General features: G+C 75.0%; 16 protein-coding genes. 11 read left to right on the top strand and 5 right to left on the bottom strand.

Annotation, left to right across the window (positions count from 1 at the left end):
- Nucleotides 1–92: 92 nt before the first annotated feature.
- The 5 genes from ACIGO8_RS08940 (at nt 93) to ACIGO8_RS08920 (ending at nt 5,049) form a co-directional block, all read left to right on the top strand.
- Entirely contained in the window at nt 93–497 is a 405-nt protein-coding gene (locus ACIGO8_RS08940) for a recombinase family protein (RefSeq protein WP_399726122.1), read from the top strand.
- A 206-nt stretch (nt 498–703) separates the two neighbouring features.
- Complete coding sequence (locus ACIGO8_RS08935; protein ID WP_399726119.1) at nt 704–2,893, top strand: phage holin family protein; 2,190 nt, start codon at nt 704–706, stop codon at nt 2,891–2,893.
- 65 nt (nt 2,894–2,958) lie between these two features.
- The gene (locus ACIGO8_RS08930) at nt 2,959–4,416 is read left to right on the top strand and encodes an amino acid permease (protein WP_399726117.1); all 1,458 of its coding nucleotides are present in this window, start codon (nt 2,959–2,961) and stop codon (nt 4,414–4,416) included.
- Between the two features lie 86 nt (nt 4,417–4,502).
- On the top strand, nt 4,503–4,808 hold the full coding sequence (locus ACIGO8_RS08925) for a hypothetical protein (protein WP_399726114.1): 306 nt from the start codon (nt 4,503–4,505) through the stop codon (nt 4,806–4,808).
- Nucleotides 4,809–4,863: 55 nt separating this feature from the next.
- Nucleotides 4,864–5,049, top strand: coding sequence for a hypothetical protein (locus ACIGO8_RS08920; protein WP_399726111.1), 186 nt, complete (start codon nt 4,864–4,866; stop codon nt 5,047–5,049).
- Between the two features lie 76 nt (nt 5,050–5,125).
- On the opposite strand, the gene ACIGO8_RS08915 is transcribed toward ACIGO8_RS08920, so the two are convergent.
- Nucleotides 5,126–6,349 carry a low temperature requirement protein A gene (locus ACIGO8_RS08915; protein ID WP_399726108.1) on the bottom strand — a complete coding sequence of 408 codons (1,224 nt, stop codon included), beginning with the start codon at nt 6,347–6,349 and terminating at the stop codon, nt 5,126–5,128.
- Nucleotides 6,350–6,619: 270 nt separating this feature from the next.
- On the opposite strand from ACIGO8_RS08915, the gene ACIGO8_RS08910 reads away from it, so the two are divergent.
- On the top strand, nt 6,620–7,036 hold the full coding sequence (locus ACIGO8_RS08910; RefSeq protein WP_399726105.1) for a hypothetical protein: 417 nt from the start codon (nt 6,620–6,622) through the stop codon (nt 7,034–7,036).
- Here the strand turns inward: ACIGO8_RS08910 and ACIGO8_RS08905 are convergent.
- Complete coding sequence (locus ACIGO8_RS08905; protein WP_399726102.1) at nt 7,026–7,835, bottom strand: helix-turn-helix domain-containing protein; 810 nt, start codon at nt 7,833–7,835, stop codon at nt 7,026–7,028. The genes ACIGO8_RS08910 and ACIGO8_RS08905 overlap by 11 nt on opposite strands.
- A 104-nt stretch (nt 7,836–7,939) precedes the next feature.
- Between ACIGO8_RS08905 and ACIGO8_RS08900 the strand changes: the two genes are divergently transcribed.
- Both ACIGO8_RS08900 and ACIGO8_RS08895 read left to right on the top strand, forming a co-directional pair.
- On the top strand, nt 7,940–8,242 hold the full coding sequence (locus ACIGO8_RS08900; RefSeq protein ID WP_399726100.1) for a 4a-hydroxytetrahydrobiopterin dehydratase: 303 nt from the start codon (nt 7,940–7,942) through the stop codon (nt 8,240–8,242).
- A gap of 45 nt (nt 8,243–8,287) precedes the next feature.
- A complete protein-coding gene (locus ACIGO8_RS08895) occupies nt 8,288–9,034 on the top strand; it encodes a class I SAM-dependent methyltransferase (protein WP_399726810.1) in 747 nt (248 codons plus the stop codon).
- A gap of 66 nt (nt 9,035–9,100) precedes the next feature.
- On the opposite strand, the gene ACIGO8_RS08890 is transcribed toward ACIGO8_RS08895, so the two are convergent.
- On the bottom strand, nt 9,101–9,589 hold the full coding sequence (locus ACIGO8_RS08890; RefSeq protein ID WP_399726097.1) for a hypothetical protein: 489 nt from the start codon (nt 9,587–9,589) through the stop codon (nt 9,101–9,103).
- A gap of 39 nt (nt 9,590–9,628) precedes the next feature.
- Between ACIGO8_RS08890 and ACIGO8_RS08885 the strand changes: the two genes are divergently transcribed.
- Nucleotides 9,629–10,579, top strand: a complete 951-nt coding sequence (locus ACIGO8_RS08885; RefSeq protein ID WP_399726094.1) for a helix-turn-helix transcriptional regulator — start codon at nt 9,629–9,631, stop codon at nt 10,577–10,579.
- On the opposite strand, the gene ACIGO8_RS08880 is transcribed toward ACIGO8_RS08885, so the two are convergent.
- Nucleotides 10,570–11,466: an NmrA family NAD(P)-binding protein gene (locus ACIGO8_RS08880; protein ID WP_399726091.1), complete on the bottom strand. Its 897-nt coding sequence runs from the start codon at nt 11,464–11,466 to the stop codon at nt 10,570–10,572. The two genes, ACIGO8_RS08885 and ACIGO8_RS08880, sit on opposite strands and share 10 nt — an antisense overlap.
- 81 nt (nt 11,467–11,547) lie before the next feature.
- Here ACIGO8_RS08880 and ACIGO8_RS08875 point away from each other — a divergent pair, with 81 nt between their 5' ends.
- Together ACIGO8_RS08875 and ACIGO8_RS08870 are read left to right on the top strand one after the other, a co-directional pair.
- Entirely contained in the window at nt 11,548–12,480 is a 933-nt protein-coding gene (locus tag ACIGO8_RS08875) for an AraC family transcriptional regulator (protein WP_399726088.1), read from the top strand.
- A 71-nt stretch (nt 12,481–12,551) separates the two neighbouring features.
- Nucleotides 12,552–13,628 (top strand): class I SAM-dependent methyltransferase, encoded by a 1,077-nt coding sequence (locus ACIGO8_RS08870; RefSeq protein ID WP_399726085.1) that lies wholly within the window; start codon nt 12,552–12,554, stop codon nt 13,626–13,628.
- Nucleotides 13,629–13,724: 96 nt separating this feature from the next.
- Here ACIGO8_RS08870 and ACIGO8_RS08865 read toward each other — a convergent pair whose 3' ends face one another.
- The gene (locus tag ACIGO8_RS08865; RefSeq protein ID WP_399726807.1) at nt 13,725–14,519 is read right to left on the bottom strand and encodes an aldo/keto reductase; all 795 of its coding nucleotides are present in this window, start codon (nt 14,517–14,519) and stop codon (nt 13,725–13,727) included.
- Between the last annotated feature and the right edge of the window lie 24 nt (nt 14,520–14,543).

The following is a 14,543-nucleotide window of genomic DNA, read 5'->3' as shown; positions in this document are numbered from 1 at the left end:
CTCGCCCCGCCGGCCGCCCTCGGACCCCGCACCGGCGTGCTTGGTATACCGAACCTCTCCTCGGGCGTCACGCGACGCAGTAGGGTCCCTCCATGGACGACGTTCGGGTGGCGGCGATCGCCAGCCTCACCCCGCTCGAAGAGCTCGACGACGACCCCTTCCTGGTCGACACCCGAAGCCAGCACGCCATGTGCGTCCGCTGGGCGCGCGCCCGGGGATACGTGGTGACAAGGCAGCTGTTCTGCTACGGCATCAGGCCCGACCACGACGCGCTGTGGGCCGATGTCGAGGAGGGCGCCGTGGACCTCTTCGTCGCTCCCAACGAGCGCGTGCTCGCCCGCGCGTTGACGGACGTGACGGAGTTCTTCGCCGAATGCGAGCGGCGCGGAGTCCGGCTGGAAACCGCCGGGTTCGACGAACCGGCGTACGACGCGCCGATGAAGGCCGGCGTGCACCGCAGGCTCTCCATGCCCACCGCCGGTTACGACGGCTGCTGAGCCACGGCTTCTCCCGGACGGCTTCTCGCGGAGGACGGCTCCCGCGCCACGACGGCTCCCGCGCCACGACGGCTAACCGCGCCACGACGGCCCGCGACAGGCGACGACGGCCTCCGACGGGCCACAGGTCCGACGGCCGCCGGCGCCGCGCCCCGAGGCCGTTGTGCCACGCTGGGGGCAGGAAACGGGTGAAAGGTGAACGAGGCGTGGGTGAACGGCGAGGGCACGGCCCCGGCCGCTGGCGGAGCGCCGGCAGCGCCCTGCTGCGGGTGATCACGGTGTGGGCGGTCTCCACGCTCACCCTCCTCGCCCTGGCCGGCCTCCTCCCCGACTTCCGGCTCCAGTCCGCCGACGGCGACAGCGTCACCCGCACCGCGCTCACCGCCGCCTGGGGCGCCGGCGCCTTCGGACTGCTCGGCGCGCTGGTCTGGCCGTTGATCGTGCGGGCACTGCTGCTCGTACCGGCGCTCGTGCTCGGCCTGTTGGTGTTCTTCCTCAACGGCTCGCTGCTGCTCGTCGCGCTCTGGCTGATCCCCGACGGCCGCGGCGCCGCCGCTCCCGAGACCGCCGTCGTCGTCGCCGCGGTGATGTCGGCGGTGGCCTCGGCCACCTCCACCGCGCTCGCCGTCCGCGACGACGAGGCCTACCGGCGCCGCCTCTACCGGCTCGCCGACCGAACCCGCCCGCGGATCGCCCGCACCGACGGCGCCGAGCCCGTGCCCGGCACCGTCTTCCTCCAGCTCGACGGCGTCGGCCACCAGGTGCTGAAGGACGCCGTCGCCGACGGCCGGATGCCCACGCTCGCCGGCTGGCTCGCCACCACGCACACGCTCACCTCCTGGCGCACCGACTGGTCCAGCCAGACCGGCGCCAGCCAGCTCGGCATCCTGCACGGCTCCAACGAGGACGTGCCCGCCTTCCGCTGGTACGAGAAGGACACCGGCCGGCTCATGGTCTCCAACCGGCCGGCGAGCGCGGTCGAACTCCAGCGCCGCGCCGTCGAACGCACCGGCGACGGCGGGCTGCTCACCTTCGACGGCGCCTCCCGCGGCAACCTGTTCAGCGGCGGCGCCGACCAGCTCGCGCTGGTCCTGACGGCGGCCGCCCGCCGCGGCCGGCGCAACCGCTCGCGGGCCGGCTACTTCGCGTACTTCTCCGATCCCGCCAACGCCGTCCGCACCGCCGGCTCCTTCGTCGCCGAGGTCGTGCGCGAGATGGTCCAGTCGCTCCGCGCCCGGCTGCGCCGCGCGTCGCCGCGGGTCTCGCGCGGCGGCCTCTATCCCTTCGTCCGGGCCTTCGCCACCGTCGTCGAGCGGGACGTGGTGGTCGCCGCGGTGATCGGCGACATGCTGGCCGGGCGGACCGCCGTCTACGCCGACCTGGTCGCCTACGACGAGGTCGCCCACCACTCGGGGCCGCGCGGCCGGGACACCGACCAGGTCCTGGCGCGGCTGGACCGGGCGGTCGCCCTGGTCGCCAAGGTCGCCGAGCACGCGCCCCGGCCGTACCGGATCGTGCTGCTCTCCGACCACGGCCAGAGCCCGGGCGAGACCTTCGAGTCCGCGTACGGGCTGACGCTGCGCGACCTGGTCCGGGTCGGCTGCGGACTGCCCGTGCCGCGCCGGGTGCGGCGCACCCGCTGGGGGCACCTCAGGGCGGAGTCCGGCGGAGGTTCGGAGGCCCGGGACGCCGCCCGGGACGCGCTGCGCAGCGCGCTGCACCGGCCCGTCGACGAGGAGGGCGAGGAGGGCGCCGAGGCGGCCCGGGCGGCTGCGGTGGCCGCGGCCCGGGCTCCCGAGCCGCTCGTGCTCGCCTCCGGCAACCTCGGCCTGGTCTCGTTCCCCGGCGTGCCGCACCGGATGACCCGCGAGGAGATCGACCGCCTGCACCCGGCGCTGCTGCGCACCCTCGCCCACCACCCGGGGATCGGCTTCCTGCTGGTCGCGAGCGAGGAGCACGGCTCGGTGGTGCTCGCCCGCGACGGGCTGGAGGTGCCGGTGGCCGAGCTGACCGACGGCGACGACGGGCCGCTCGCCGGGTTCGGCCCGGGCGCGGCCGAGGCCGTACGGCGCACCGACGGCTTCCCGCACGTCGCCGACATCATGGTCAACTCGATGTACGACCCGGAGACCGGCACCGTGCACGCCTTCGAGGAGCAGATCGGTTCGCACGGCGGTCTGGGCGGTGAGCAGTCGCGCGCGTTCCTGCTGCGGCCGCGCGAGCTGCCCGCTCCGCCGGCCGGGCTGGTGGGCGCCGAGCAGGTGCACCAGGTGCTGCGCGGCTGGCTGCGGGAGAGCGCGGGTCCGCAGGTGCCGCTGGAGATTTCCCCGTCCACGCGCGATGCGGAAGCGTTTCTTCCGGTCGAGGAGCCCGTCGCGCGGGACAAAAACGGGTGATTTGGAGCGCCGTCTCGATATCCGGACCATGAGTGCGTTTGTACGACGAGAGGCGCACCACCCCCATGAGCACGGCCCCGACCGCACCGCCCAGCCCCGCACCGGCCGACCCCGCACCGCCCGCGGCGCCCACCGGTACCGCACCCGCCGCGGCCCCGCCGAGCGAGGAGCACGACCAGGACTCCGGCCGGCACGCCCGCCGCTTCGGACTCCCGATCGCGACCGCCCTCGTCATGGGCAACATCATCGGCGGCGGCATCTTCCTGCTCCCCGCCTCCGTCGCGCCCTTCGGCACCATCAGCCTCGTCGCCTTCGGCGTCCTCACCCTCGGCGCGATCGCCCTCGCCCTCGTCTTCGGCCGGCTCGCCCACCGCCTCCCGCGCACCGGCGGCCCCTACGTCTACGCCCGCGCCGCCTTCGGCGACTTCGCCGGATTCCTGGCCGCCTGGTCGTACTGGATCACGGCCTGGGTCTCCAACGCGGCCCTCGCCGTCGCCGCCGTCGGCTACCTCGACGTGCTCGTCCCCGTCCACGAGTCGAAGGCCGCCACGATCGCCGCCGCCCTGCTCTTCCAGTGGCTGCCCGCGCTCGCCAACCTGGCCGGCACCCGCTACGTCGGCGCGGTGCAGATGGTCGCGACCGTGCTCAAGTTCGTGCCGCTGATCCTCGTCGCCGTCGGCGGCCTGTTCTTCTTCGACAGCGCCAACCTCGGGCCCTTCCAGGCGGGCGGCGGCAGCCCGCTCGGCGCGGTCTCCGCCTCCGCCGCGATCCTGCTCTTCAGCTACCTCGGCGTGGAGTCCGCCGCCGTCAGCGCCGGCGAGGTCCGCGACCCGCGCCGCAACGTCGGCCGCGCCACCGTCCTCGGCACCCTCGGCGCCGCCGCCGTCTACCTGCTCGGCACGCTCGCCGTCTTCGGCACCGTCGCCCACGACAAGCTGGTCACCTCCACCGCGCCCTTCTCCGACGCCGTGAACGCCATGTTCGGCGGCTCCTGGGGCGGCGCCGCCGTCGCCTGCATGGCCATGGTCTCCATGCTCGGCGCGCTCAACGGCTGGACCCTGCTCAGCGCCCAGGCGCCGTACGCCGCCGCCCGCGACGGGCTCTTCCCGAAGGTCTTCACGGTCAAGCGGCGCGGCGTCCCCACCGCCGGCGTCCTCGTCACCGTCGTCCTCGCCTCGTGCCTGACGGTCTACAACTACACGGCCGGCACCCAGGGCGTCTTCGAGATCCTCGTCCTCGTCACCACCTTCACCGCCACCGTGCCCTACCTCCTGTCCACCGCCGCCCAGATCCACTTCCTGCTCTCCGGCCGGTCGGACCAGGTCTCCCGTGCCCGTCTCGTCCGCGACGGCGTGCTCGCGCTCGCCGCCTTCGGCTTCTCGCTGTGGCTGGTCGCCGGCTCCGGCTACGCGGCCGTCTACCAGGGCGTGCTGTTCCTCTTCGTCGGCGTCCTCGTCCACGCCGCGCTGGCGGCCCGCCGGAGCCGGGCGGCCGCGGCCCCGGCGGAGAACCCCGAGGGGTGAAAACCGGGCCGCGGACGTAGGCCGCCCGGGCGGTTCTCGCGGCCCGGCCGGAATCCGGCGGCCGCGGCGGGGCAGAACGGATCTCCGTGAGACCCCTCGCCCGGTTCGCCCTCGCGGTGCTGCTCGTGCTCGCCGCGCTGCTCGGCGCGGGAGCCGGCGCCGGGATCGCGGCCGCCGAGACCGAGACCCGGCCGGCGTCCGCGGCGGCCGACCCCGGCGCGGAGACCCACGACGCCGCCGAGAGCGAGGCGGTCGCGCCCGTCCGCGCGGTACGGCGTCCCGCGCCGCCCCGGCCGCCCGGCAGGCGCCCGGCGCCCGCCGGCGACGCCGCGCCCGTCCCCGTACCGTCCCCGCACGGTCACGCTCCCCGGTCCGCGGTGATGCGGTGCTGAGAGGCCCGGCCTCCCCAGCACTCCTCATCACCCCTCCACCGCAAGGAGCTTCACCATGCCCGTGGACCCCTACGCCGTGCTCCACGCACTGCTGCGCGCCGAGGCCGCCCGCGACCGCGGCGCCGGGCGCCGCACCCGACCGGAAGGCGAGGCGGAACCGCCCGCCCCGCCCACCGCCGTGCCGACGACGGCCTCCGCCCCTCCGGTCCGGCCGGCCGCACCCGAAGGCCCGGCGGCCTGAATCCGCCACCACCGGCGGGCCGGTCCCGGCCCGCCGGCCCCTCGGGGGTCTCCGGAAACTCCCGCCTGGCCCGGCGTCACGCCGCCGGCGACTCCTCGGGGCCGGCGGCGCCGGCGGCCCCGGAAGCCGTCCGTCGGCCGAGGGCCACCACCAGGGCGAGCACCGCGGCGGCCAGCAGCGCCAGCGCCGCCAGCGCCGGGACCAGCTCCACCAGCGGGCCCGCCGCGAGACCGCAGACACCGCCCACGAGCAGCGCCACCGGCCGCCGCCCGGTCGAACGCCGGGTGATCGCCGCCGCGCCGAGCAGGAACACGCCGACGCCGCCGGTCAACGCCCAGGCCACCGTGCCGTGCAGGGAATCCGCCAGGTCGTAGTGGCCGGTGTCGGCGACCTGGGTGAGGACCTTCTTCATGCCGAGCGCGCACAGCACCACGCCCGCGACCAGCGGCAGGTGCAGGAACGTGTACACGTCGCGCGCGAAGCGGGTCCGCTCGTCGCCGTCCAGCGCACCGAGCCGGTGCTCGGCCGGCTCCCCGAACCGCCGGAAGTACAGCGCCCACAGCCCCGCCGCGAGCAGTATCCCTGCCGCGCACGCCCCGATCACCGCGCCCGTCAGCGGGAAGTGCGCCACGCCCACGCCCATCGCGACGATCGACTCGCCCAGGGCGATGATGACGATCAGACCGTGCCGCTCGGCGAAGTGCCCGGGAGAGTTGACCCGCCAGCCGGACGCGCCGGTGAGGTAGATCCCGCCGTAGTCGATCGCCACCGCGCCCAGCCACATCAGCAGCCTCGGCGTCCCGTCGTACGCGCAGCCGACGAGCAGCAGGGCCAGCGGCGGGCCCACCGACAGCAGCGCGGTGCGCCGCAGCGTGGCGTGCAGCGCCGTGTCGCCGGGACTGGAGATCCAGTACGAGATCAGGTGCAGCAGCCGCACCGCTCCGTAGCAGAGCACGAACACCAGCGGCGCCGGAAGCCCGCCCGGCGCGTCCGCGAACACCTCCGGCACCACGAGCGACACCACGAACACCACCGTCATCACGGTGACCAGGACCGCGAACAGCGCACCGGCGTCGGCCCGTACGACATTGCCCAGCCAGGCGAAACAGCACCAGCACCACCACAGCAGCGCCAGCACCGTCATCGCCGCGAGCACCCGGCCAGGCGACGGGGCCGCCGCCATGAGCGCCGTGACCTGCGTGATCGCATAGACGAAGACCAGGTCGAAGAAGAGTTCGGCGGGCGTCACCTTGTGATCGCCCTCGGCCGCCACCATCCGCGACCGTTCCCTGCCAGCCACCGCATCCCCCTTGCCCACCACGCGCTTTCGGCCATCCAGCCGCGCACCCTACCCCGGCCCCCGCCGCCACGCCTCCCGCGCCTCGCCGCCGGTCCGCCGCCCGGACGGCACACCGACTCGCCGGGCCGGCCACCCCGCCGCATTACCTCGGACGTCATCGACGCCCGCCCCGGCCCCCGGCATCCTCGAATCACCGGGACCCGGGCGGCGCACTCCGCCCGGGCACCGGCCCCGAATCCTCAGACACGCCTTCCAGGAGGGTGATCCGCCATGTCCCAGGCCCTGCTCGCCGGTCTCTCCCGCACCACCTCGCCGCGGTCCATGGTGCGCCGGTTCCTCGCCCTCGACGCCGTCGTCACCGGCGGCAACGGCCTCGCCTACCTCACCGCCTCCGGCCCGCTCGGCAGCTTCCTCGGCGTGGAGCGCGGACTGCTCGTCGCACTCGGCCTCTTCCTCACCGTGTACGCGGCCGGCGTCGCCTGGCTCGCGAGCCGCCCGCAGCCGGCCGTCCTCGGCGTCAAGGCCGTCGTGGACGCCAACCTGCTGTGGACGGTCCTCAGCGTCGTCGCGCTCGTCGCCTGGCTGGAGCCGACCACCGCCGGCGCGGTGTGGACCCTCCTCCAGGCCGCCACCGTCGCCGGCTTCGCCGGTCTCCAGTGGTCGGCCCTGCGGGCCGCTACGCCGTGAGCGACTGGAGGTAGGCGGCCGTCGCCGGGTCGGCCGGGAGGAACGTCTCGATGGCCAGCTCGGCGACGGTCACGTCCAGCGGCGTGTTGAACGTCGAGATCGACGACACGAACGACAGCACGTGCCCGTCGTGCTCGATCCGCAGCGGCAGCGCGAAGTACGGGTACGGCTCCGGGTCCTCCCGGTCCTCCGGATCCGCCGTGCCCTCCGGCAGCGGATAGGCCGCCACCTCCTCGTACAGCGCGCGCAGCGCCTCGGAGCGGGCGAGCCCGATCTGACGCTCCATCTGGGCCAGCAGATGGCCCCGCCATTCGCGCAGGTTGCGGATGCGCGGTGCGAGGCCCTCCGGGTGGAGCGTGATCCGCATGGCGTTCAGCGGCGGCGTCAGCAGATGCTCCGGCAGGCCCGCCAGGAGCATCCCGATCCCCTGATTGGCCGCCACGACCGTGTACGAGCCGTCCACGACGAGCGCCGGGAACGGCTCGTAGCCCTGGAGCAGCCGGTCGATGCCCTCGCGCAGCGTCTCCAGCATCGGCTCGTCGAGCGTCGACTCGCCGAACCGCGGCGCGTAACCGGCCGCCAGCAGCAGGGCGTTGCGCTCCCGCACCGGAACGTCCAGGTGCTCGGCCAGCTTCAGGATCATCTCCTCGCTCGGCCGGGAACGCCCGGTCTCGATGAAGGAGATGTGCCGGGCGGAGGAGTCCGCCCGCAGCGCCAGCTCCAGCTGGCTGAGCCTGCGCTGCTCGCGCCAGCCACGCAGCAGGGGGCCCACACCCGTGTCGGTCACGACAGTTGTCATGGGCAGACGGTATCCCAGAGGTGGACCCGGGTACGTTCCCCCCGGGACCGCTCCGTCACCACGCACCGCACCGTCATCAGCAGCCCGACCGGAGGGAGCACCACGTGCCCACACAGCCGCTGTCGCAGAAGGAGATCGAGGACCGTCTGCGGGAGCTCCCCGGCTGGTCACTCGACGGCGACCGCATCACCCGCCGCTACGAACTCGCCGACCACTTCGCCGCGACCGCGCTCGTGGTCCACGTGGCGCAGATCCAGCAGGAGCTGAACCACCACAGCGACCTGACGCTCGGCTACAACAGCGTGGCCCTGGCCGTGAACACCCACACGGCGGGCGGCGTCACCGACAAGGACTTCGAACTCGCCGAGCGCGTCGAGGCGGTGGCGCCCGGACACGGGGCGCGCTGAGCCCCGTCGTACGATCCCCGCATGGGGGACAGCACCGGACGGACGATTCTCGACTACGAGGCCGAGGCCGCGCGCTACGACGAGACCCGCGGCGGGGTGCCGCGGGCGGCCGCCGCCGCGGCCGCGGTGCTGCGGCTGCTGCCGCCCGGCATCCGCACCCTGCTCGACCTCGCCTGCGGCACCGGCCTCGTCACCGAACGCCTCGCCCGGCCCGGACTCGCCGTGTACGGCGCGGACGCCGCCCAGGCGATGCTGCGCACCGCCGCCGGCCGGGTGCCGGGCGGCGTGGTGCGCGCCGACGCCCGCCGGCTGCCGCTGGCGGACGGCGCGGTCGACGCGGTCAGCGCCGTCTGGCTGCTGCACCTCGTGCCGTTCGCCGACGAGATCGTCGCCGAGGCCGCCCGCGTGCTCCGGCCCGGCGGAGTGCTCGTCACCACCGTCGACAAGGACGCCGCCCACGACGTCGGCAGCGACATCGACGCCGTGCTCCGCCCGTACCGGGCGCCCGGGGCCGGCTCCGACCGGTCCGCCGATGTCACCGCGTACGCCGCCGCCCACGGTCTGACGCCCGCGCCCGGCACCGGCTTCACCGGCCACGGCCAGGGCAGCACACCGCGCCGCACGGCCGAGAAGCTGCGCTCCGGCTACTACGCCTCCTGGTACGCCGGCACTCCGGCCGACACCGAGGCCCTCTGCGCCGCCCTGGCCGCCCTGCCGGACCAGGACCGCCCCCGCGCCGATCCCGTCTACCGGCTCGCCCGCTTCGTCAAGCGCCCCGTCGGCCGCGGCTGAACCGCGCCACGCCCTCCTGCCCCACGCCCCCGTGCCGACCGAGAGATGACCGCAGCTTGGGCGTGCTCACCCGCGGCCGCCGGTCGTGCCGGAGCGCAGCGCGTCCGCGAGGTAGCCCGGCAGATCGGGCTCGTCCGGGGCCAGCACGTGCCGCGCCCAGGCGTCCCGTTCGTGGCCGAGCGGGGCCAGCTCCCAGACGCAGCCGATCCAGTTGCGCACGCCCGGCGCCGTCCGTACGAAACGGGTCGGGTCCAGGTCCGGGCAGTCGAGGGCCGGCTGGCCCGCCGCCGCGCCCGAGAAGTGGAGCACGTTGTCCCACACCCAGCTGTAGACGTTGAGGTACGCGCCGGTGTCGCCGCCGCGGTGCAGCACGACGAAGCTCGCCGGCGGCGTGCCGTCCGGCTCCGGAAGGAGCTCCGGGAGCAGCGCGTACGCCGCCTTCTCCACCTCCGGCTCGATGCCCGCCGGGTCGGCGGTGACGTGATAGCGCTTGACGTGCCGGCCACCGATCTCGACCGGCCCGAGCGTGACGATGTTCTTCTCCGCGAAAGCCATGGCTGGACTGTAGGAACGCTTCACTGACACCTTGTGTCAGTGAAGTCCAGTCGCCTTCTGACCATCGCGCTGCTCCTGCAGACCCGGGGCCGGATGACCGCCGCCGAGCTCGCCGACGAGCTGGAGGTCTCCGTCCGCACCGTCTACCGCGACGTCGAGGCGCTGCACGCCGCCGGAGTGCCGCTCTACGGCGACGCCGGGCACCGCGGCGGCTACCGGCTGCTCGCCGGGCACCGCTCGCGGCTCGGCGGGCTCTACGCGCGCGAGGCGGAGGCGCTCGTGCTCGCCGGCCTGCCGGTCGCCGCCGACGAACTCGGCCTCGGCGGACACTTCGCCGACGCCCAGCTGAAGCTGCGGGCCGCGCTGCCGGCCCCGCTGCGCGAGCACGTCGACCGGATGCGGACCCGCTTCCACATCGACGCGCCCGGCTGGTACGCGGAGCCCACCGAGGCGCCGTTCCTGCCCCTGGTCGCCGACGCCGTACGCGCCGGGCGCGTCCTCGACGTCCGCTACCGGCGCTGGAAGGAGCCCACCGACGTCGACCGGCGGCTCGAGCCGTACGGCCTGGTCCTGAAGGCGGGCCGCTGGTACCTGGTCGCCGGGCCCGGGCCGCGCACCTACCGGGTCGACCAGATCCTCGCCCTCACCGTCACCGACGAGGAGGCCGTCGTCCCGGACGACTTCGACCTCGCCGCCCACTGGCGGGCCGGCCAGCGGGACTTCCACGCCCGGCTGCACCAAGGCGACGCCGTCGTCCGCATCTCGCCGCGCGGCGCCGCCCGGCTGACCGGGGCCGCGGCCCGGGCGCTCGCCGAGAACGGCGTCGCGCAGGCGGACGGCTGGATCCTGGCCACCCTGCCCGTCGAGGGACCCGAGCACGCCCACGACAGCCTGCTCGCGCTCGGCGCGGAGGTGGAGGTCCTCGCGCCCGAGGACCTCCGCGAGCGGATCGCCGCAACCGTCCGCGCCCTCGCCGCGCGCTACTCCTGAACCGGGGCCGCCGCCGAGGCGAAGGCCCGCCGCGCGTACGCCGAGAAGTCGCGCGGCTCGCGTCCCAGGACCCGCTTCACGCCGTCCGTCACCGGAGTGTTGTGACCGTCGAGCAGCGTCGCGAACAGCCCGGCCAGCCAGGACGCGTCCGGCTCCGGCATCCCGAACTCGCCGAGCATGCCCGCGAATTCGGCCACGCCCATGGGCACGTAGACGACCTCGCGGCCGGAGGCCCGTGACAGCTCCGCCGCCACCTCCGCGAAGGTCAGCGCCCGAGGGCCCGTCAGCTCGTGCACCAGACCCGCGTGCCCGTCCTGGACCAGCGTCTCCACGACCACGTCCGCCAGGTCGTCGGCGTCGACGAACGGCTCGGCCGTGCGGCCCGCGGGAAAGGCGATCGTCCCGGCCGCCACGCCCTCGGCGAGCAGGCCCTCGTCGAAGTTCTGCGCGAAGAACGCGGCCCGCACCACGGTCAGTTCGACGCCGGCGGCGCGCAGCGCCTCCTCCGCGCGTGCCGCCTCCGGCTCGCCGCGCCCGGACAGCAGCGTCAGCCGCCGCACCCCGCGCGCCGCCGCCAGCTCGCCGAAGGTCCGCAGGGCCTCCTCGGCGCCCGGTGCCGCGAGATCGGGGTAATAGGTGACGTAGGCCGCGTCCGCGCCGTCCAGGGCCGGACCCCAGGTGGACACGTCCTCCCAGTCGAAGCGGGTGGTGCCGGTACGGGAGCCGGCGCGCACCCGGGCGCCGCGCCCCGTGAGCCGGGCCGCGACCCGTCGCCCGGTCTTGCCGCTCGCGCCCGTCACCAGAACGGTCTGCGTGCGGCCGGTACAGGTGCTGGTGTGGCCGGAGTTCGTGCGGCCGGTGTCGGTGTCGTCCGTGTTCGTCGTCATGGCTCAAGACTCGTCGCGGGCGCCCTCGTTTCCCATGCTCCACCGGCTCACCCGCATACGCGTCCGTCTACGCTTGCCGCCATGGACGCACTCGCCGGTCTCCTCGACGGGCCCCGGGCCAAGGGCGCCTTCGTCCTGCGGATGGTCATGGCCCCGCCCTGGTCCGTGCGGATCGAGGACAGGGCGCCCCTGTGCCTGATGTGCGTCACGAACGGGGAGGCCTGGATCGTGCCCGACACCGGCGCGCCCGTCCTGCTGCGGCCCGGCGACCTCGCGATCGCCCGCGGCCCCGAGCCGTACACCGTCGCCCACACCGCCGACGCCCCGGCGACCGCGGTCATCGGCCCGGGCGGCCACTGCAGCACCCTCAGCGGCGAGCCGCTCGCCGAGTCGATGAGCCTGGGCGTACGGACCTGGGGCAACGCGCCCGACGGCGGCACCACCGTGCTCGTCGGCACCTACCAGCTGGCCGGCGAGGTCAGCCGCCGGCTGCTCGACGCGCTGCCCGGCCTGCTCCACCTGTCGGCCGAGGTGTGGAACTGCCCGCTCATGCCGTTCCTGGAGGAGGAGATCTCCCGCGACGAGCCCGGCCAGAGCGTGGTCCTCGACCGGGTGCTCGACCTGCTCCTGATCGCCGCGGTCCGCGCCTGGTTCTCGCGGCCCGGCGCCGCCGCGCCCGCCTGGTACCGCGCGATGGGCGACCCCGTCGTCGGCCGGGCGCTGCGGCTCCTGGAGAACGACCCGGCCCGTCCCTGGACCGTGGCGGCCCTCGCCGGCGAGACGGGCGTCTCGCGGGCGGCGCTCGCCCGCCGCTTCGCCGACCTGGTCGGGGAGCCGCCGATGGCGTATCTCACCGGCTGGCGCATCGCGCGCGCCGCCGATCTGCTGCGGCAGACGGACGCCACCGTGGAGACCGTGGCCCGTCAGGTGGGCTACAGCAGCGCGTTCGCGCTCAGCGCCGCGTTCAAGCGGGTCCGCGGCGTGAGCCCGCAGGAGCACCGCGCCCCCGCGTGACGCCCGGGCCATGACTTGCCGCTTCGGCAAGTTTTCTCGCGCGTACGGCAGCGGCGGCGCACGCTGTTCCCATGAGCACTATCGATCACGGCCGCCGGCCGGGGCACCAGCACGGCGGCGGCGAGAACGGCGAGCACCACACCGGCCACGGATCCGAACAGGGTTCCGGGCAGGGACACCGGCACGGTCACGGCAACGGACAGAGCCACGGGGACGGACAGAGCCACGGGGACGGCCAGGGGCACGGCCACGGACAGGGCCACGGTCACGGAGCCGGCCAGGGGCACGGGCATCGTCACGGCGGCGAGCTGGACTGGGTCGAGCTCGCGCCGCTCCTCACCCAGCAGGCGGAGACCCAGAGCCCGCTCTACGCGGAGGCGGCCGCCTGGCTCGCCTCGCTCGCGCCCGCCGCCTCCGTGCGCCGGGTCCTGGACATCGGCAGCGGCCCCGGCGTCGTCACCGCCCTGCTGGCCGAGGCCTTCCCGCAGGCCGAGGTCGTCGCCGTCGACGCGGCCGAAGGACTCCTCGACCTCGCCCGGGAGCGCGCCGACGCCCGCGGCCTCGGCGACCGGGTCACCACCCTGCGCGCCGAACTGCCCGACGACTTCGGCATGTTGGGACGCGCCGACCTGATCTGGGCCAGCAACTCGCTGCACCACATCGGCGACCAGCGCGCCGCCCTCGTGTCCTTCGCGGAGGCCCTGAACCCGGGCGGCGTCATCGCCCTCGCCGAGGGCGGTCTGCCGGCCCGGCACCTGCCCTGGAACGCGGGCGTCGGCCGTCCCGGCCTGGAGGCCCGCATCGACGCGGCCCACGCCGCCTGGTTCGGCGAGATGCGGGCCGCGCTGCCCGGCACCAAGGAGGAGATCGACGACTGGACCGCCCTCCTCACTGCCGCCGGGCTCACCCCGAGCGGCACCCGCAGCTTCCTGTCGGACGTCCCGGCGCCGCTGCCGGACGCCGTCCGCGCGCAGGTCGTGGCGCACTACGCGCGGCTGCGGGAGGGCCTCGCCGAGCGGGTCGCGGACGACGACCTCGCCGCCGTCGACCGGCTGCTCGACCCGGCCGACCCGCTGTCGCTGCACCGGCGCCCCGACGTGTTCGTGCTGTCCGCCCGTACCGTCCACACGGCACGCAAGGCCGGCTGAGCCCGGCCGGGCGGCACAGCGCATCCGGCCCGGCCCCGCGCGCGGCGGAACCGGGCTGGAAGGCTGGGCCGGAAGAGCAGGACCGGACGGCGCGGCTCAGGCGCCCACGTTGAACTCGGCCGGGTCCGGGCCCAGACGGCGGCCCTCGTCGAGCGCGGCGATGCCCGCCAGGTCCTCGGCGTCCAGCTCGAAGTCGAAGACGGCGATGTTCTCCCGGATACGGGAAGGCGTCACCGACTTCGGGATCACCACGTTGCCCGTCTGGAGGTGCCAGCGCAGCACCACCTGGGCCGGGGTGCGGCCGTGCTTCTGGGCGATGGCCACGATCGCCGGCACGTCCAGCAGGCCCCGGCCCTGGCCGAGCGGCGACCAGGCCTCGGTCGCGATGCCGTGCCGGGCGTGCGCGTCGCGCGAGGCGGCCTGCTGGAGCTGCGGGTGCAGCTCGATCTGGTTGACGGCGGGCACGACCGAGGTCTCGCCGATCAGCCGCTCCAGGTGCTCGGGCAGGAAGTTCGACACGCCGATGGCCTTGGCGCGGCCGTCGGCCAGGATCTTCTCGAAGGCGCGGTAGGTGTCGACGTAGGCGTCCTTCGCCGGGACCGGCCAGTGGATCAGGTACAGGTCGACGTAGTCCAGGCCCAGCTTGGCCAGCGACTCGTCGAAGGCGCGCAGCGTGGAGTCGTAACCCTGCTCGCTGTTCCACAGCTTGGTGGTGACGAACAGCTCCTCACGCGGGAGCCCCGAGGCGGCGACGGCCTTGCCCGTGCCGGTCTCGTTCTCGTAGATGGCGGCGGTGTCGATGGAGCGGTAGCCCGCCTCCAGGGCCGTGGTCACGGCCGACTCGGCCTCGTCGTCCGGCACCTGCCAGACGCCGAAACCGAGCTGCGGCATCCGCACGCCGTTGTTGAGGGTGAG

Source organism: Streptomyces sp. NPDC053493, assembly GCF_044544825.1.
Taxonomy (GTDB): Bacteria; Actinomycetota; Actinomycetes; order Streptomycetales; family Streptomycetaceae; genus Streptomyces.
The sequence above is the reverse complement of the archived record's forward strand: the minus strand, read 5'-3'. Positions and strand labels throughout refer to the sequence as shown.